General features: G+C 65.6%; 18 protein-coding genes and 1 tRNA gene. 10 read left to right on the forward strand and 9 right to left on the reverse strand.

All coding sequences use genetic code 11. The annotated features are described in order from the left end of the window. The first annotated feature begins 104 nt into the window (after window positions 1–104). From argS to ACMUJL_RS19830, 6 genes are all read left to right on the forward strand, one after another. Entirely contained in the window at window positions 105–1,850 is a 1,746-nt protein-coding gene (argS, locus tag ACMUJL_RS19805) for an arginine--tRNA ligase (RefSeq protein WP_375571494.1), read from the forward strand. A gap of 115 nt (window positions 1,851–1,965) precedes the next feature. After that, window positions 1,966–2,997, forward strand: a complete 1,032-nt coding sequence (locus ACMUJL_RS19810; protein ID WP_375571492.1) for an SPOR domain-containing protein — start codon at window positions 1,966–1,968, stop codon at window positions 2,995–2,997. Next, the gene (gene nagZ, locus ACMUJL_RS19815) at window positions 2,994–4,001 is read left to right on the forward strand and encodes a beta-N-acetylhexosaminidase (RefSeq protein WP_375571490.1); all 1,008 of its coding nucleotides are present in this window, start codon (window positions 2,994–2,996) and stop codon (window positions 3,999–4,001) included. Before ACMUJL_RS19810 ends, nagZ begins: the two co-directional genes overlap by 4 nt. After that, window positions 3,994–4,803 (forward strand): segregation and condensation protein A, encoded by an 810-nt coding sequence (locus ACMUJL_RS19820; protein WP_416914419.1) that lies wholly within the window; start codon window positions 3,994–3,996, stop codon window positions 4,801–4,803. The genes nagZ and ACMUJL_RS19820 overlap by 8 nt, the downstream gene beginning before the upstream one ends. After that, on the forward strand, window positions 4,796–5,482 hold the full coding sequence (gene scpB, locus ACMUJL_RS19825) for an SMC-Scp complex subunit ScpB (protein WP_068293222.1): 687 nt from the start codon (window positions 4,796–4,798) through the stop codon (window positions 5,480–5,482). The genes ACMUJL_RS19820 and scpB overlap by 8 nt, the downstream gene beginning before the upstream one ends. Before the next feature lie 90 nt (window positions 5,483–5,572). Further along, window positions 5,573–5,785 carry a hypothetical protein gene (locus tag ACMUJL_RS19830; protein WP_068293224.1) on the forward strand — a complete coding sequence of 71 codons (213 nt, stop codon included), beginning with the start codon at window positions 5,573–5,575 and terminating at the stop codon, window positions 5,783–5,785. An 87-nt stretch (window positions 5,786–5,872) separates the two neighbouring features. Here ACMUJL_RS19830 and ACMUJL_RS19835 read toward each other — a convergent pair whose 3' ends face one another. The 8 genes from ACMUJL_RS19835 to ACMUJL_RS19870 form a co-directional block, all read right to left on the reverse strand. Then, window positions 5,873–6,949 carry a 2'-deoxycytidine 5'-triphosphate deaminase gene (locus ACMUJL_RS19835; protein ID WP_375571485.1) on the reverse strand — a complete coding sequence of 359 codons (1,077 nt, stop codon included), beginning with the start codon at window positions 6,947–6,949 and terminating at the stop codon, window positions 5,873–5,875. A gap of 82 nt (window positions 6,950–7,031) precedes the next feature. Continuing rightward, a tRNA-Pro gene (locus ACMUJL_RS19840) sits at window positions 7,032–7,108 on the reverse strand. A 61-nt stretch (window positions 7,109–7,169) separates the two neighbouring features. Continuing rightward, on the reverse strand, window positions 7,170–8,021 hold the full coding sequence (locus tag ACMUJL_RS19845) for a MerR family transcriptional regulator (RefSeq protein ID WP_416914420.1): 852 nt from the start codon (window positions 8,019–8,021) through the stop codon (window positions 7,170–7,172). 15 nt (window positions 8,022–8,036) lie between these two features. Beyond that, window positions 8,037–8,339, reverse strand: coding sequence for an integration host factor subunit alpha (ihfA, locus tag ACMUJL_RS19850; RefSeq protein WP_068290192.1), 303 nt, complete (start codon window positions 8,337–8,339; stop codon window positions 8,037–8,039). A 122-nt stretch (window positions 8,340–8,461) separates the two neighbouring features. Continuing rightward, window positions 8,462–9,433: a beta-ketoacyl-ACP synthase III gene (locus tag ACMUJL_RS19855; RefSeq protein WP_068290189.1), complete on the reverse strand. Its 972-nt coding sequence runs from the start codon at window positions 9,431–9,433 to the stop codon at window positions 8,462–8,464. Then, the gene (gene plsX, locus ACMUJL_RS19860) at window positions 9,430–10,527 is read right to left on the reverse strand and encodes a phosphate acyltransferase PlsX (protein ID WP_068290187.1); all 1,098 of its coding nucleotides are present in this window, start codon (window positions 10,525–10,527) and stop codon (window positions 9,430–9,432) included. The genes ACMUJL_RS19855 and plsX overlap by 4 nt, the downstream gene beginning before the upstream one ends. 22 nt (window positions 10,528–10,549) lie before the next feature. After that, a complete protein-coding gene (gene rpmF, locus ACMUJL_RS19865; protein ID WP_068290185.1) occupies window positions 10,550–10,756 on the reverse strand; it encodes a 50S ribosomal protein L32 in 207 nt (68 codons plus the stop codon). Between the two features lie 294 nt (window positions 10,757–11,050). Further along, complete coding sequence (locus ACMUJL_RS19870) at window positions 11,051–11,617, reverse strand: YceD family protein (RefSeq protein WP_375571478.1); 567 nt, start codon at window positions 11,615–11,617, stop codon at window positions 11,051–11,053. Between the two features lie 87 nt (window positions 11,618–11,704). Between ACMUJL_RS19870 and ACMUJL_RS19875 the strand changes: the two genes are divergently transcribed. The 4 genes from ACMUJL_RS19875 to ACMUJL_RS19890 all read left to right on the forward strand — a co-directional run bounded on the left by ACMUJL_RS19875 (window position 11,705) and on the right by ACMUJL_RS19890 (window position 15,573). After that, window positions 11,705–12,160 carry an outer membrane protein assembly factor BamE gene (locus tag ACMUJL_RS19875; RefSeq protein WP_416914421.1) on the forward strand — a complete coding sequence of 152 codons (456 nt, stop codon included), beginning with the start codon at window positions 11,705–11,707 and terminating at the stop codon, window positions 12,158–12,160. 103 nt (window positions 12,161–12,263) lie between these two features. Next, complete coding sequence (locus ACMUJL_RS19880) at window positions 12,264–13,013, forward strand: GNAT family N-acetyltransferase (protein WP_375571474.1); 750 nt, start codon at window positions 12,264–12,266, stop codon at window positions 13,011–13,013. A gap of 61 nt (window positions 13,014–13,074) precedes the next feature. Beyond that, window positions 13,075–14,919: an ABC-F family ATP-binding cassette domain-containing protein gene (locus ACMUJL_RS19885; RefSeq protein ID WP_068290179.1), complete on the forward strand. Its 1,845-nt coding sequence runs from the start codon at window positions 13,075–13,077 to the stop codon at window positions 14,917–14,919. A 36-nt stretch (window positions 14,920–14,955) separates the two neighbouring features. Then, on the forward strand, window positions 14,956–15,573 hold the full coding sequence (locus tag ACMUJL_RS19890) for an FMN-binding negative transcriptional regulator (protein ID WP_375571472.1): 618 nt from the start codon (window positions 14,956–14,958) through the stop codon (window positions 15,571–15,573). A 65-nt stretch (window positions 15,574–15,638) separates the two neighbouring features. Here ACMUJL_RS19890 and ACMUJL_RS19895 read toward each other — a convergent pair whose 3' ends face one another. After that, window positions 15,639–16,394: an SDR family NAD(P)-dependent oxidoreductase gene (locus ACMUJL_RS19895; protein WP_068290176.1), complete on the reverse strand. Its 756-nt coding sequence runs from the start codon at window positions 16,392–16,394 to the stop codon at window positions 15,639–15,641. Between the last annotated feature and the right edge of the window lie 58 nt (window positions 16,395–16,452).

Consider the following 16,452-nt stretch of genomic DNA (forward strand, 5'->3'; position numbering starts at 1 on the left):
GAAAACGGCTGTTTTCAAGGCGATCCGCGCGCCCTGCGACCGCCCGCGCATTGACGCGGGCGCTGGCGGTGCTAAACCGCTGGGCGATCTATAAGGAAGATGTGATGAACCTGTTCACCCAGATGCGTGCCCATGTGCTGGATACGCTGGATGCCATGACCGCCGATGGCCTGCTGCCCGCCGGGCTTGATACCGCCGCCGTCACGGTGGAACCGCCGCGCGATGCCGCGCATGGCGACATGGCCACCAATGCCGCGATGGTGCTGGCCAAGCCCGCCGGCAAGAACCCGCGCGACATCGCGACCGAACTGGCCCGCCGTCTGGCCACCGATCCCCGCATCCTGACCGCCGATGTGGCGGGGCCGGGGTTCATCAACCTGCGCCTGTCCGACAGCCTCTGGCAGGGTGTTGTGGGCCTTGCGCTGACCGAAGGCGCCGATTTCGGACGCTCGACCATGGGGCAGGGCAAGCGCGTGAATGTCGAATACGTCAGCGCCAACCCCACCGGGCCGCTGCATGTGGGCCATACACGGGGTGCTGTCTTCGGCGATGCGCTGGCCAGCCTGCTGGCCTATGCGGGCTATGACGTGACGCGCGAATATTACATCAACGATGGCGGCGCGCAGGTCGATGTCCTCGCCCGGTCCGTCTATCTGCGCTACCTCGAGGCGCGCGGGCAGGAGGTGGCCTTTGTCGACGGCACCTATCCCGGCGATTACCTGATCCCCGTGGGCGAGGCGCTGGCCGAGGTGCATGGCGATGATCTGGTGGGCAAGCCCGAAGCCGAATGGCTGGAGGATATCCGCGATTTCGCCACCGATGCGATGATGCACCTGATCCGCGAGGATCTGGCGTCCCTGGGCGTCGAGATGGATGTGTTCTTCAGCGAAAAATCCCTCTATGGCACCGGCCGGATCGAGGCCGCGCTGAAGGCGCTGGATGACAAGGGCCTGATCTACGAAGGCGTGCTGGAGCCGCCGAAGGGCAAGACCCCCGAGGATTGGGAACCGCGCGAACAAACCCTTTTCCGCTCGACCGCGCATGGCGATGACGTGGACCGCCCGGTCAAGAAATCCGATGGCGGCTGGACCTATTTCGCCCCTGACATCGCCTATCACTATGACAAGGTCGAACGCGGCTTCGACATGCTGATCGACGTCTTCGGCGCGGATCACGGCGGCTATGTCAAGCGGATGAAGGCGGCGGTCTCGGCCCTGTCCGATGGCCGGGTGCCGCTGGACATCAAGCTGTGCCAGCTGGTCAAGCTGTGGAAGAACGGCGAGCCCTTCAAGATGTCCAAGCGCGCGGGCAATTTCGTGACCCTGCGCGATGTGGTCGAACAGGTCGGCCCCGGCGTCACGCGCTTTCACATGCTGACGCGCAAGAACGACGCGCCGCTGGATTTCGATTTCGACAAGGTTCTGGAACAGTCCAAGGACAACCCGGTCTTCTATGTTCAATACGCCCATGCGCGCGTGGCCTCGGTGCTGCGCAAGGCGGCAGAGGCAGGCATTGACGTGTCGGACGCGGCCTTGCAGGGCGCGGACCTGTCGGGGCTTTCGCATGACGCAGAGCTGAACGTGGCGCGCAAGCTGGCCGAATGGCCGCGCCTGGTCGAGATCGCGGCGCGCACGAACGAGCCGCATCGCGTCGCCTTCTACCTCTATGAGCTGGCAAGCGATTTCCACTCGCTTTGGAACCGTGGCAATGACGAACCCGCCCTGCGCTTCGTGCAGGAGGGTGACAGCGCCACATCACAGGCGAAAATCGCTCTTGCCCGGGCCGTGGCCGTTGTCATTTCCACAGGCCTTGGTATTCTTGGCGTCGAGGCTGTGGACGAGATGCGCTGACGGCAGGGATTTCAGCTTGGAATCCTGACCGAAACAAGGCGCACGAAGGGTCCCGGTCCGAGGCAGAGCAACGAAACGCGGGGGGCGATGTATCCCCCGTGTGTGAAAGGCGGACATGGCAGACACCTTCGCAGAGGAACGCGCCCCGGCGCGTGGATCGGGCAAATCGATCGGCAGGATCGCCAACCTGACCGGGGCCACGCTTTCCGTGGCGCTGATCGTTGGCGTGACCGTCTGGGGGTACCGGCTGGTCATGCGCGACGTCAACGGCATCCCCGTGGTCCGGGCCATGGAAGGGCCGATGCGGATCCAGCCTGAAACACCTGGCGGCAGCACGGCCGAAAACATCGGTCTTGCCGTGAACGAAGTGGCCGCGACCGGCACCGCAGCCCCGCCACCTGATCGCATCGTGCTGGCGCCGCGTCCTGTCGCATTGGATGACGAGGATCTGGCGACAGCCGAACTGATGGCGGTGGCGCAGATATTCCCCATGCCGCAACCACCCGCCGCGCCCCTGGCTGCGGATGCGCCGCAACTGGCCGATGGATCCGCCGCTGCGGGTCCCGCCGGCGAGTATGGCGCCCCGTCCGACAGCCTGACCGGCGAGGGGCGGATCGAAACTGTCGCGATGTCACGGGCCGAACCTGACTCGATGGCATCCATGGTCGATCAGATCCTCGCGCAGGTTCTGCAGGACGAGGCCGCCCCCTCTGACGCCGCTTTGACCGAGGCGTCCATCACCGTCCCAAGGCTCGAGGGCGGCATCAGCCAGTCCTTGCGCCCGCAGGCCCGGCCTGTGGCCATGGTGCGTCAGGCCGCCCTGCAATCCGCGGCCCTTGCCACCCCGGCGGCCGCTGCGGTGGTCGTTCTGGATGTGGACCCGGACAGTATTCCGGCCGGTACGCGCCTTGTGCAGCTTGGCGCCTATGACAGCCCCGAGGTGGCCAAGCGCGAATGGGACCGCATTGCCGCGCGCTTTGGGGACTACCTCGAAGGCAAGAGCCGCGTGATCCAGCTGGCCGAAAGTGGCGGGCGCAATTTCTACCGCCTGCGGGCGATGGGCTTTGCCGATATCAACGATGCGCGGCGGTTCTGCTCGGCCTTGGTGGCCGAACGCGCCGAATGCATTCCGGTCAGCGCCAAGTGAGCGCCTTCGGTGCCACGATCCTCGATGCCGAGGGGCTGCGCCTGACGCCTGATGAAAAGGCGTTCTTTCGGGATGCTGATCCTTTCGGCTTCATCCTGTTTGCGCGCAACATCGACACGCCCGATCAGGTTCGCGCGCTCTGCGATGACATGCGCCAGGCCGTGGGCCGCGATGCGGTCATCACGATCGATCAGGAAGGCGGGCGCGTGCAGCGCCTGCGCGCGCCACGCTGGCGCGAATGGCTGCCCGCTTTGGACCATGTGACGGCTGCCGGCGATCACGCGGCCCGCGCCATGTACCTGCGCTTTCGCATCATCGCGGCGGAGCTGCGCGACCTGGGCATCGACAGCAACTGCGCGCCCCTGGCCGATGTGGCGGGGGCCGAGACCCATCCTTTCCTCTACAACCGCTGCTACGGCACCGACCCTGCCGGGGTTGCGGCGATGGGCCGTGCGGTGGCGGATGGTTTGCTGGACGGTGGTGTATTGCCCGTGCTGAAACATATCCCCGGTCATGGCCGCGCCACTGCCGACAGCCACCTGGACCTGCCGCGCGTCACGGCCCAGCTGGAGGATCTGCGCGCCAGCGATTTCGCGCCCTTCGCAGCACTCAATGACCTGCCGATGGCGATGACCGCGCATCTGGTCTACGAGGCGCTGGATGACGCGCCCGCGACCCTGTCGCCGCACGTCATGCGCCTGATCCGGGACGAGATCGGATATGACGGTCTGATCATGACCGATGACATCTCGATGAAGGCGCTCAAGGGCGATCTGGGCCAGATCAGCCGCGATGCGCTGGCCGCGGGCTGCGATGTGGTGCTGCTGTGCAATGGCACGCTGGACGCGCGCCGACAGGTCGCCGAGGCCTCGGGACGGATGACGCCGGCCGCACAGGCGCGCGCGGAACGCGCCCTTGCGGCGCGGCAGGTGCCGGATTTTGTTGACATCGCGGCGCTGGACGCGCAGCTTGAGGCGCTTCTGGACGGGCGCTTGCATGGCTGACAACATCTTCGAGGATCTGGGACATCGCGATGGTCCCGCCAGCGTGGCCGACCGGCTGGCGGCCGAGGCGCTGATCGTCGATGTGGATGGCTTCGAGGGCCCGCTTGACCTGCTGCTGACCCTGTCGCGTACGCAAAAGGTCGATCTGCGCAAGATCAGCGTGCTGCACCTGGCGCAGCAATACCTGGCCTTCGTCGAACGTGCCAAGGCGCTGCGCCTGGAACTGGCGGCCGATTACCTGGTGATGGCGGCCTGGCTTGCCTTCCTCAAGTCGCGGCTGCTGCTGCCGCCCGATCCGCAGGACGAGGGGCCCTCGGGCGAGGATCTGGCCGCGCATCTGGCCTTTCAGCTGGAACGGCTGGCCGCGATGCGCGATGTGGCGGCGCGCCTGATGGCGCGCGACCAGAAGGGGCGCGATTTCTTTGCCCGTGGCGTGCCCGAAGACGTGATGCGCATCCGCACCCTGCGCTACACGGCGACCCTGCTGGACCTGATGCAGGGCTATGCCCGGATCCGCACACGTGACGAATTCCGCCCCTTCGTGATGGATCGCAACTCGGTCTTCACGATGGAGCAGGCGCTGGAACGGATGCGCGGGCTGATCGGTTTCGCGGGCGACTGGACCGATATTTCCAACTATCTGCCCGATGGCTGGGACAATGATCCGGTGCGGCGGCGGTCGGCCACGGCGGCCACCTTCGCGGCCTCGCTGGAACTGGTCAAGGAAGGGCGCGCCGAATTGCGCCAGTCCGACACTTTCGCCCCGATCCAGCTGCGCCGCCGCGAGGGCCGCGATGTCTGAACCCGATGACATGCCCGAGGCCGAGGACCTGCCCGAGGACGAAGAGCAAAGCCTCTTCGACGCGCCGCCCATGGGCGAACAGGAGCGGATGGTCGAGGCGATCCTCTTTGCCACTGCCGAACCCGTGACCGTGCGCGACCTGGAAGCGCGCATGCCGCATGGCTGCGATGCGGCCGAGGCGCTGGTGCATCTGCGCAAACGCTATTCCGGGCGCGGCGTGCACCTGGTCAAGGTTGGCGACGCCTGGGCGATGCGCACGGCCCCCGACCTTGGGTTCCTGATGCAGAAGGAAACGGTCGAGACCCGCAAGCTGAGCCGGGCCGCGATCGAGACGCTGGCGATCATCGCCTATCACCAGCCCGTCACCCGGGCCGAGATCGAGGAGATCCGCGGTGTGTCCGTCAGCCGCGGCACGGTGGACCAGCTGCTGGAAATGGAATGGATCCGCTTCGGCAGGCGCAAGATGACGCCGGGGCGGCCCGTGACCTTCGTGGTGACCGAGGCGTTTCTGGATCATTTCGGCCTGGAAAGCGCGCGCGATCTGCCCGGTCTCAAGGAATTGCGCGCGGCGGGCCTGCTGGACAACAGGCCCTCACCCGCCGCCATGCCGCAACTGGGCGAGGGTGAGGAACCCGAGGACGAAGCCGGCGCAGGTCAGAGCGAACTGTTCGAGGATTGATCGCGGATTTTTCGCGCCCGACCCTGAAAATTCCATATTTTCATGTTAACCTGCCGCTTGAGGCAGTCAGGTAACGGTAAGGAGTGCAGGATGAACGTCAATCAACTGATCAACATGGTCATGCGGCTTTTCGTGCGAAAGGCCGTCAACGGCGGTATCAACGCCGGGATGAAACGCATGGCGGGCGGGGCCAAGGGCGCCGGCGCGGGGCAGGGCAATCCCGGTGCGGCCCAGCAGGGCCAGCAGGCGGTGCGCAAGGCCCGACAGGCCGCGCGCGTCGCACGGCGCATGGGCAAGATGTGACCCATCCTTGACGGCTTGCCCGGTCGATCCGTCAGGTTTCGGATATTTGCAGCAAGAAGAAACAGGGCGCGGCGCGCTGTCCTGGCCCTAGCGCATGCGGAAATGCTTGCTGAGTTTCAGGCCCTGGCCCTGGTAATTCGACGCGATCCCGCGCCCGTAAAGCTGCGTGGGCTCGGCGCTCATGCGTTCATAGACCAGGCGACCGACGATCTGGCCATGTTCCAGCACGAATGGCGCCTCGTGACAGCGCACCTCGAGTACGCCGCGCGATCCTGCGCCGCCCGCGGCATCATGGCCGAACCCCGGATCGAAGAACCCGGCGTAATGGACGCGGAATTCCCCGACCATGGCAAGATAGGGCGCCATTTCGGCCGCATAGGCGGGGGGGATGCAGACGGCTTCGCGGCTGACCAGGATATAGAAGGCGCCGGGATCGAGGATGATCTGGCCCGTGTCCGAACGGACGTCTTCCCAGTATTCGGCCGGATCGTACTGGCCGATCCGGTCCAGGTCGATGACCCCGGTATGCGGTTTCGCGCGGTAGCCCACCAGATTGCCCGTGGCGGGGCGCAGATCGACGGAAAAGCCAAGGCCGTCGTCGATCACCGCCTGGCCGTTGACCAGCGGGGTTGCGGCATGCAGCGCGGTCAGCTCGGCATCGTTGAGAACGGCCTGCCCGTCACGGAAGCGGATCTGGTTCAGGCGCATGCCGGGGCGCACCAGCACGGAAAAGGAACGCGGGCAGATCTCGGCATAGAGCGGGCCGGTATAGCCCTGCGGGATTCGGTCGAATTCGGTGCCGCCATCGGTGATGGTGCGGGTCAGAAGGTCAAGCCGCCCGGTCGAGGACTTGGCATTGGCCACCGCCTGGATCGCGGCGGGCAGATCCAGCCGTTCCATCAGCGGGACGACATAGACGCAGCCCTTTTCGAGCACGGCGCCATCGGTCAGATCGACGCGGTGCATCTCGAATTCGGCCAGACGGTCGGCCACGCTGCGGCCGTGGCCTGCCAGGAACGAGGCGCGCACGCGGTAGGCCAGGTTGCCCAGGCGCAGATCAAGGCTGGCGGGCTGGATCTGGTCGGGCAGGGGGGCCGGGGTCGCGGCGATCTGGCCTGCGGCGATCATCGCCTCGATCTGCTGGCTGGGGATCACGCCGGTCATGTCACGCCTTTCCTGTGGCCGGATATGCAAATCGCCCGGAGCCTTTCGGCACACGAGCGATTGCAGAACCGTCGAATTGTTTTGGTCGGGCTAGCAGGACTCGAACCTGCGACCTTCCGTCCCCCAGACGGACGCGCTACCAGGCTGCGCCATAGCCCGACGGTTTGGCTGTAATACTGGATTTCACCGTGGGGGCAAGGGGTAATTCCCACTTTTCACCTCAACCCTTCCGGGCGGTGACAAGGCGGGTGGTCAGCGCGTCGATCTGCGCGAGAATCGGTGTCAACGCGTCGCGCTCGCTGCCGGTGATGCCATGCCTGCGCGCGGCCAGCAGCGCCAGAAGCCCCGGTTCTGTCCGGATCGCATCCATGTCAGGGGGCGGGGGCAGATCGGCCCCAAGCGGCGCGCGCGCGGCGACAGGGGGGGCATCCTGCGGGAGGGGGTCCATGTCGGGTATTTCCGCTGCGGCAGGCGGGGGTGTCACGGGCGGGATCTGCGCGGCGGCGGGTTCATCCGCGGGCAGGGTCTGTTCCTGCGGCACGTCGCTGTCCTCTAGCGGGGGCGCGGGCGCAATCGGGGCGGCGGGCGCTGCATCGGGGACAATCTGCAGGGGCGGCGCGGACGCGGGGGGAGCCGCCCGGCCCGCATCGGATGTCGCTGCGGTGTCCGGCGGGTAGGATGGCGATGGGGTCATCACGGGACGGGCCGCGCCGCTGTCGGTCCGGGGGGGAGAGGTCCGTACGGTAGCGGTCTCGGCGACGGCAGTCTCGGTCCCGGCGCCGGCAGTCACCTCATCCAGTGGCTGCGACATGCCGCTGACATATTTAACCCCTTGTTCGCGCATGATTTTCTGCACGCCCTTGATGGTCATTCCGTCATCGTGCAGCAGTTTCTTTATGCCGCCCAGCAGCAGCATGTCGTCGGGGCGGTAGTAGCGCCGCCCGCCCGCCCGCTTCACCGGCTTTACCTGGGGAAACTTGCTTTCCCAGAATCGCAGCACATGGGCAGGACGATCAAGCCAGTCTGCCACTTCGCTGATCGTGCGAAAGGCGTCCGGAGATTTCGCTGCCATGCGTCAGATCCCTTCTCAGCCCTCGGGCCCGGATGCGACACGGTCCTTCATCAGATGCGAGGGGCGGAAGGTCAGCACGCGGCGCGGATTGATCGGGACTTCCTCGCCGGTCTTGGGGTTGCGTCCCACGCGGGCCGATTTCTCGCGCACCGAGAAGGTGCCGAAGGACGATATCTTGACCTGCTCGCCGGATACCAGGGCATCCGACATGTGCTGCAGCACGCTTTCGACCAACTGGCTGCTGTCGTTACGCGACAGTCCGACCTCGCGAAAGATCGCTTCGCTCAGGTCCATCCGGGTCAAGGTCTTGTCACTCATCCTGCGTCCCCCCATTCAACATTTCGTCAACCATAGGGGCAGGGTCATTTTCGAGTCAATATCAATGGCTTGCCGCACGGCTTTTCAGCGGTGCCTTACCCACCTTAAGGATAGGCCTGCGCCTACCAGCGCAGAACGACGGCGCCCCAGGCCAGCCCGCCGCCGATCGCCTCGGTCACGATCAGATCGCCCGGCTTGATCTGGCCGCGATCGCGCCCGACAGACAGCGCCAGCGGGATCGACGCGGCCGAGGTGTTGCCGTGGTCCTGCACGGTGACGACGACACGCTCCATCGGCACCTGCATCCGCTGCGCCGTAGCGGTGATGATGCGCAGATTGGCCTGGTGCGGGACGATCCAGTTCACGTCGCCGCCGGTCAGGCCGACCTTGTCCAGCGCCGCATGGGCGGTCTGGGCCAGTTTCTCGACCGCGTGGCGGAAGACGTCGCGCCCCTGCATCCTGAGATGTCCGGTGGTGCCCGTCGATACGCCGCCATCCACGTAGAGCAGATCGCGGTGCCGCCCGTCCGAGTTCAGATCGCTGGCCAGGACGCCGCGATCGGTATTGGTGCCGCTGCCATCCTCGGCCTGCAGGATCAGGGCGCCTGCGCCGTCACCGAACAGAACGCAGGTGGACCGGTCGGTCCAGTCCATCAGGCGGCTGAAGGTCTCGGCGCCGATGACCATCACGCGTTTCGCCTGGCCCGACAGGATCATGCCGTTGGCATTGGCCAGGGCAAAGACGAATCCCGCGCAGACGGCCTGCACGTCGAAGGCAAAGCCGCGTGTCATGCCCAGATTGGCCTGCACCATGGTGGCGGCGGCCGGAAAGGTCAGATCGGCGGTCGATGTGGCGAGGATGATCGCATCAAGATCGTCCGGCTGCATGCCCGCATCGGCCAGGGCTGCCAGTGCCGCGCGGGTGGCCAGATCGGACGTGGTCTGCCCCTCGGCCGCGACATGGCGCCGCTCGATCCCCGAGCGTGCCTTGATCCACTCATCGGATGTATCCAGACGCGCCTCGAACTCTGCGTTTTCCACGATCCGTTCGGGCAGATAATGCCCGATGCCCTTGACGACGGCGCGAATGGTCATTGACTGTCTTCCTGTTGCGTCTGTGTATCGTGGGCGAGGGCCGTGGCAGATGCAACCCGCGCGGCCAGTTTTTCGGAAAAGCCCGATTGCGCCAGTTTGAAGGCCAGTTTCACGGCGGCGGACACGCCCGTGGCATCGGCCGATCCGTGGGATTTCACCACCGTGCCGTTCAGCCCCAGAAACACGCCACCGTTGACGCGGCGCGGGTCGATCCGGTGCTTGAGCCTGCGCAGCGATGTCAGCGCCAGCAACGAGGCCAGCCGCGACAGGGGGGAATGCTTGAAGGCTTCCTTCAGCAGGTCCCCGATCAGCTTGGCCGTGCCTTCGCCGGTTTTCAGCGCCACGTTGCCGGTGAAGCCGTCGGTCACGATCACATCGCAGACATCGCCGGGGATATCACCGCCTTCGACGAAACCGACGAAATCGAAATTGCCGCGCGGTGCGATGTTACCGATCAGCTCATGCGCGGCCTTCAACTCGGCCCGGCCCTTGTTTTCCTCGGTGCCCACGTTCAGCAGGCCGACGCGGGGGTGGGGAAGGTTCAGGCCGTTGCGGGCATAGGAGGCACCCATCAGCGCATATTGCAGCAGGTCCTGTTCGTCGGCGCGCACATCCGCGCCCACGTCAAGCATGACGTTGAAACCCTGCGGGTTGCGCGATGGCCACAGCACCGCGATGGCCGGACGGTTCACGCCCGGCAGCTTGCGCAGCCGCACCATCGACAACGCCATTAGCGCACCGGTGTTGCCGCAGGAGACAGCGACCGTCGCCTCGCCCTCACGCACCGAATCAAGCGCAGACCACATCGAGGTGTTCTTGCCGTGGCGCATGATGTGGCTTGGCTTGTCCGACATCGCGACCACGCCCTGCGCATCGCGAATCTCGCAGCGCCCGGTCAGGTGCTTGCGCTTGGCGACAAGCCGCTCCAGCTGGTCGCGCGGTCCGTGAAGGATGAAGGCGATCTCGGGATTGATCTTGGCAGACAAGGCAATGCCGGCAACCACGGCTGCCGGCCCCAGATCGCCACCCATGGCGTCAACCGAAATGATGGTGCGCCCGCGTCGCGTCGTGGACTGGTCCGACAACGTGGACATGGGCGCCCCCTGGTTCTGACGCTCAGGCTGCGTCTTCGTCCAGATCCACTTCTTCGGTCATGGCGACGATTTCACGCTCGCCATAATGGCCGCAAGCGGCGCACACGTGGTGCGGACGCTTCAGCTCACCGCAGTTGGAGCATTCGTTGGGGTTCGCTGCAACCAGTGCGTCATGCGCCCGGCGGTTGTTGCGGCGCGACTTGGAGACTTTGTTTTGCTGGACGGCCATCGTGCCACCTCAATTCCTGTGGGCCTTGCGGCCCTGTTTCACATGGGTCTGGGGGCACATATTCGCTTGGCGACGCAGTGTCCAACCCTAAATTCGATTGAGCGGCGGAAAATACTGTAAATCGGTCAAGGTGCAAGCAATTCTTGCAGGGCGTTGCGGCAGGCCCGCGCCGCGCGGCGCGAACGGCTGAAAAGCCGGGCAAAAGCTTGATATTTCCTTGATGCCGGACGCTCACATCGTTTGAGATCAATGGCTTGCGCGGATGTCCCGTCATGGGACAGGGCAGGGGCGCAATCAGTCCTGATCGTCGCTGTCGCCGCCCAGCTTGTCGCGCAGCGCGGCGAGGCCCGCAAAGGGCTTCAGCGCCTCGTCGGTGATCGCGGTCTTGCCCGGTTCGGTGACCGTCAGGCTGCCCAATGCGGCCCCTTCCGATCGTGGCCAGTCGGGCAGGGCAAGGGCCAGCGCCTCGATCATCACGGCATGCGGGTCGATAGTCGCGCCCAACGGCTCGGCGCTGTCATCCTCGGGCATCTCGACCTCTTCGCCCTCGGGCAGGATGGGCGCCGGATCGGCAAGGTAAAGCCGGCGCACCGGCAGATCGAGCCGGGTCGTCACCGGCTCCAGCGTGACCACGCAGGGCTGTACGACCGTGGCGCCCAGCATGGCCTGCAGCAGCCAGTCGGCCTTGCCCTCGGCGCGCAGCGTGCCCTTGAAGGACAGTTTGCGCAGCCCCAGCAGGCCAAGCTCGTCGGCGATCAGCCGCATCGCGGCCGCGTCGGGCCGCAGATCGAAGGTGGTGATCCGGCTCTGCGGCAGGTCGGCGACCCGCAGGGCGGTCTCGGATTCGCTGGGTTGGGACATGCTGTCAGACGCTTCCATTCTTGAACCGGGGGCATTCCTTCTGTAAGCGGGATAGAAGGCACAAGGGGCCAAGGCAAGAGGGCAGCGATGGCAGGCGAGAGTTTCCGGTTCGGCAAATCCATTGCGGTCCTGTGCATCCTGGCACTGTCGGCCTGCGCACCGCAATTCCGCAATCACGGATATGTCCCCACCGAGTCCGACCTCGCGCAGGTCACCGTCGGCGTGGATACGCGGGCCTCCGTCGAGGAATTGATCGGCGCCCCCGCCACATCGGGGCTGATGACCGAAAGCGCCGCCTATTACGTGCAAAGCCGTGTGAGCACCTTCGCCTGGCGCGCGCCCGAGGTGATCGAGCGCGAGGTTCTGGCGATCAGCTATGACAGTGCGGGCGTGGTCACGAATATCGAACGCTTCGGCCTCGAAGACGGGCAGGTCGTCCCGATCTCGCGCCGCATCACGGGCACCAGCGGCACCAACAAGTCGATCATCCGCCGCCTGATCGGCAGCATCGGCGGTTTCCGCGCCTCCGACTTCCTGGGCTAAGCCCTGTTCGACCATGCTTTCCTGCCATGTCCGGGCCGGATACATCTTGCGCGGCTGCGGGGCTGACCGTAGCCTTGCCTGAAACCGGCGGCGGAGAGACCTGATGCAGCCAGTCACCAAAGGCATTTACCGGCTGCGCCTTGCCGATGGCGCAGAGGATGTGATCGCCGCGCAGCGCCTGCGCCACCTTGCGTTTCATGGCGGTGCCGACACGGGGGCAGAGCCGGGGCTGGACCAGGATGCTTTCGATGCCATCTGCACCCATGCCATGCTTGAGGATCTGCGCAGCGGGCAGCTTGTGTGCTGCTTTCGCATGCTGGATCTGGCCGACGGCGGCCAGATCGGCCGCAGTTATGCCGCGCAATTCTATGACCTGTCCGCGCTGACGCGCTTTGCAGGCCCCATGATCGAGATCGGTCGCTTCTGCATCCATCCCGACCATCATGACCCCGACATCCTGCGCCTGGCCTGGGCGGGGCTGACCTGCCACGTGGATGCACAGGGGATCGAGATGATGTTCGGCTGCTCGTCCTTTCGCGGCACCGATCAGAGCCGCTATGCCGATGCCTTCGCCCTGCTGAAGGAAAACCACCTTGCCCCGCGCGACTGGCTGCCCGGGATCAAGGCGCCGCAGGTCTATGCCTTCGGCAGCCAGGTCACGCATGCGCCGGACAAGCGCCTTGCCCTGCAGGCCATGCCGCCCTTGCTGCGCACCTATCTGATGATGGGCGGGTGGGTCAGCGACCATGCGGTGATCGACCCGCAGATGAACACGCTGCATGTCTTCACCGGGCTGGAAATCCGCGCCATCCCCGAGGCGCGCAAACGGTTGCTGCGCGCGGTCATGGCCTGAGCCTTGCGACCGGATTTTGGCGACGCTTGACGGCGCGTCGTGGCCCGGATAGCAGGCGAGGATGGCACGCGCACCCCTTCTTCAGCTCTCCGACATTTCCCTGACCTTCGGCGGTGACCCGGTCTTCGCCGATCTGTCCCTTGTGGTGCAGCCGGGTGACCGGCTGGCGCTGGTGGGGCGCAACGGATCGGGCAAGTCCACCCTGATGAAGGTGATGGCCGGTCTGGTCGAGGCCGATCAGGGCACCCGCGTGGTGACCCCCGGCGTGACCGTGGGCTACATGGAACAGGACCCGCTGATGGAGGGTTTCGCCACGCTGGGCGATTATGCCGCCAGCGGTCTGGACCCGTCCGAGGCCTACAAGGTCGAGATTGCGGGCGAAGGGTTGAAATTCGACCCGGCGCGCCCTGTCAGCACCGCGTCGGGCGGCGAGCGGCGGCGCGCGGCGCTGGCCAAGCTGATGGCCGAGGCGCCCGAGCTGATGCTGCTGGACGAGCCGACCAACCATCTGGACATCGAGGCGATCGCCTGGCTTGAGGCCGAGTTGTCCACGACCCGCGCGGCCTTTGTGCTGATCAGCCACGACCGCGCCTTTCTGCGGGCCCTGACGCGGGCGACCTTCTGGATCGACCGGGGCATGGTGCGCCGTCAGGAGACCGGGTTCGACGGGTTCGAGGCCTGGCGCGACAAGGTCTGGGACGAAGAGGACATGCAGCGCCACAAGATGGACCGCAAGATCAAGGCCGAAGGGCGTTGGGCGGTCGAGGGCATCAGCGCCCGGCGCAAGCGCAACCAGGGCCGTTTGCGGGCGCTGGCGGCACTGCGCGAGGAACGCTCCAGCCAGATCAGGCGCCAGGGCACGGCGGCCATGTCGCTTGAGGCCGGTGCGAAATCGGGCAAGCTGGTGGCGGAAGCTGACCGTATTTCAAAGTCTTATGGCGACAAGGTGATCCTGCGGGATTTCTCGGTCAAGATCCAGCGCGGCGACCGTGTGGCCTTTGTCGGACCCAATGGCGTGGGCAAGACCACGCTTTTGAAGATGCTGATGGGACAGGAGGCACCCGATAGCGGCACGATCCGTCTGGGCACCAACCTGATGCCCGCGATCTTCGATCAGGCGCGTGCGCAGCTGGACCCCGAAATGAGCCTCTGGGACAGCCTGACAGGCGACCCCGAGATGCGCGTGTCGGGCAAGGCCGACCAGGTCTTGGTGCGCGGCCAGCCACGGCATGTCGTGGGCTATCTCAAGGATTTCCTGTTCGACGAGCGTCAGGCGAGGGCGCCGGTGCGCAGCCTGTCGGGTGGTGAAAAGGCGCGGCTGCTTCTGGCCAAGCTGATGGCCAGGGAAAGCAACCTGCTGGTGCTGGACGAACCGACCAACGATCTGGATATCGAGACGCTGGACCTGTTGCAGGAACTGCTGGACGATTACGACGGCACCGTGCTGCTGGTCAGCCACGACCGCGATTTCCTGGACCGCGTCGCCGCGACCACGATCGCGATGGAAGGCGATGGGCGCGCCACGGTCTATGCCGGCGGCTGGACCGACTACCAGGCACAACGTGGCGAGGGGGGCGGCGCGCCGGGCTGGAACTCGGTCAGCTATGACGGCAAGCGCAAGGCACCCGAGGCACCTGCTGCGGCGCCTGCCGCGACGCCTGCCAAAAGTGCCGCCAAATCAAAGCTTTCCTTTACCGAGAAGCACCGCCTCGAGGCGCTTCCCGGCGTGATCGAGGGGCTGGAGGCCGAGATCGCCAAGCTCGAGGACTATCTGGCCGCGCCCGACCTTTTCACGAAAGAGCCGGTCAAGTTCCGCAAGGCGACCGAAGCGCTGGTGCAGCGGCAGGATGCTCTTGCCGCGGCAGAGGAAGAATGGCTGACGCTGGAGGCCAAGGCCGAAGGTTGACGTGATACATCAGGAAAGAGGTGCAAGCCTATGTACATGCCTGAACATTTTCGCGAAACGAACCCTGGTGAAGTGGCGGGGCTGATCGAGGCCTTTCCGCTTGCCGCGATCGTGGCGCAGACCGCTGCGGGTCTGGTGGCCAATCATCTGCCCGTGATGCGCGATGGCGATGCCGCCTTGGTCGGACATGTCGCGCTGAACAATGACATGCACCGGATCATCCCCGACGGCACCCCGGTTCTGGCGATCTTTCGCGGGCAGGATGGCTATGTCTCGCCCAATCTCTACCCGACCAAGCATGATCATCACCGGCATGTGCCCACGTGGAACTACCAGGTGGTGCATGTGGCGGGCGCAATCACCTTCCAGCATGACGATAAGGCCAAGCGCGCTGTTGTCGGTCGCCTGACCCGCGATCACGAGACGCGGATGAACGGGGATGCTGCATGGCGCATGGCGGATGCGCCGCGCGACTACATGGAGGGGATGCTGGCCGCCATCGTGGCCTTCCGCATCGACATCACCGGGATCGCGGCCAAGGCCAAGTTGAGCCAGAACCGCGAGGCGGTTGACCATGCGGGTGTCGTGGCCTCGTTCGAGGCGCGGGGGCTTGATGCCATGGCCGCGCGAATGCGGCGCGATAGCGATGGCTGAGGAATGAGGAAACGGCAGGACTTGCCCACCGTTTCTTTTCTTCACAACAGGTTGTGCGGCAATGCTCAACGCATGCGCAGGGCGCCGTCGATGCGGATCGTCTCGCCGTTCAGATAGCCCGATTCGACGATGAAACGGGCAAGCGACGCGTATTCCTCGGGCCGGCCCAGGCGGCGCGGGCAGGTCACATCGGCGGCCAGCTGGTCCTGTACATCCTGCGGCAAGCCCATCAGCATCGGCGTCAGGAAGATGCCGGGCGCGATGGCCATGACGCGGATGCCCTCGCGCGACAGATCCCGCGCCATCGGCAGCGACATGCCCGCGATACCCGCCTTGGACGAGGCATAGGCCACCTGGCCCTTCTGCCCGTCAAAGGCCGCGACCGAGGCGGTATTGACGATCACGCCGCGCTGGCCATCCTCGGTGGGGGCGTTCTTGGCCATTTCGGCGGCGGCCAGGCGGGCCACGTTGAAGGTGCCCACAAGGTTGATCCCGATCACGCGGTTGTAATGGTCAAGGCTGTGGGGACCTTCGCGGCCAAGGGTCTTTTCCGCGGTTCCCACGCCCGCGCAATTGATCGCGGCGTTGATCTTGCCCATCTTTTCCATCGCATGGGCAATCGCGGCCTTGACCGAATCCTCGCTTGTCACGTCGGTCAGCGCGAAATGCGCCCCGATCTCGTCGGCCACGGCCTGACCGCGCGCGGCGTCACGATCAAGGATGGTGACTTGGGCGCCCGAGGCGCGGAACAGGCGGGCGGTGGCCTCGCCCAGGCCGGACGCGCCGCCCGTGATGACGGCGGCCGTATCTTGCATCAGCATGTGAACCCTCTTCCCTTAGAATTGAACGTCAGTTCAGTTACTCTGACCCGGTGCCGCT

It is taken from the genome of Seohaeicola sp. (genome assembly GCF_048006315.1).
Taxonomy (GTDB): domain Bacteria; phylum Pseudomonadota; class Alphaproteobacteria; order Rhodobacterales; family Rhodobacteraceae; genus Seohaeicola.

Bases quoted from the DNA above. Each gene is read 5' to 3' on its own strand.
- ACMUJL_RS19855 (WP_068290189.1), bottom strand. From the start codon at position 9,433: ATGACCATTCGCGCCGTCGTCAAGGGCATCGGGCATTATCTGCCCGAA.
- ACMUJL_RS19880 (WP_375571474.1), top strand. From the start codon at position 12,264: ATGCAGCCAGTCACCAAAGGCATTTACCGGCTGCGCCTTGCCGATGGC.
- ACMUJL_RS19835 (WP_375571485.1), bottom strand. From the start codon at position 6,949: ATGACCGGCGTGATCCCCAGCCAGCAGATCGAGGCGATGATCGCCGCA.
- ACMUJL_RS19870 (WP_375571478.1), bottom strand. From the start codon at position 11,617: ATGTCCCAACCCAGCGAATCCGAGACCGCCCTGCGGGTCGCCGACCTG.
- ACMUJL_RS19830 (WP_068293224.1), top strand. From the start codon at position 5,573: ATGAACGTCAATCAACTGATCAACATGGTCATGCGGCTTTTCGTGCGA.
- ACMUJL_RS19875 (WP_416914421.1), top strand. From the start codon at position 11,705: ATGGCAGGCGAGAGTTTCCGGTTCGGCAAATCCATTGCGGTCCTGTGC.
- argS (WP_375571494.1), top strand. From the start codon at position 105: ATGAACCTGTTCACCCAGATGCGTGCCCATGTGCTGGATACGCTGGAT.
- plsX (WP_068290187.1), bottom strand. From the start codon at position 10,527: ATGTCCACGTTGTCGGACCAGTCCACGACGCGACGCGGGCGCACCATC.
- ACMUJL_RS19885 (WP_068290179.1), top strand. From the start codon at position 13,075: ATGGCACGCGCACCCCTTCTTCAGCTCTCCGACATTTCCCTGACCTTC.
- rpmF (WP_068290185.1), bottom strand. From the start codon at position 10,756: ATGGCCGTCCAGCAAAACAAAGTCTCCAAGTCGCGCCGCAACAACCGC.
- ACMUJL_RS19820 (WP_416914419.1), top strand. From the start codon at position 3,994: ATGGCTGACAACATCTTCGAGGATCTGGGACATCGCGATGGTCCCGCC.
- ACMUJL_RS19810 (WP_375571492.1), top strand. From the start codon at position 1,966: ATGGCAGACACCTTCGCAGAGGAACGCGCCCCGGCGCGTGGATCGGGC.
- ACMUJL_RS19895 (WP_068290176.1), bottom strand. From the start codon at position 16,394: ATGCTGATGCAAGATACGGCCGCCGTCATCACGGGCGGCGCGTCCGGC.
- ACMUJL_RS19845 (WP_416914420.1), bottom strand. From the start codon at position 8,021: ATGGCAGCGAAATCTCCGGACGCCTTTCGCACGATCAGCGAAGTGGCA.
- scpB (WP_068293222.1), top strand. From the start codon at position 4,796: ATGTCTGAACCCGATGACATGCCCGAGGCCGAGGACCTGCCCGAGGAC.
- ihfA (WP_068290192.1), bottom strand. From the start codon at position 8,339: ATGAGTGACAAGACCTTGACCCGGATGGACCTGAGCGAAGCGATCTTT.
- ACMUJL_RS19890 (WP_375571472.1), top strand. From the start codon at position 14,956: ATGCCTGAACATTTTCGCGAAACGAACCCTGGTGAAGTGGCGGGGCTG.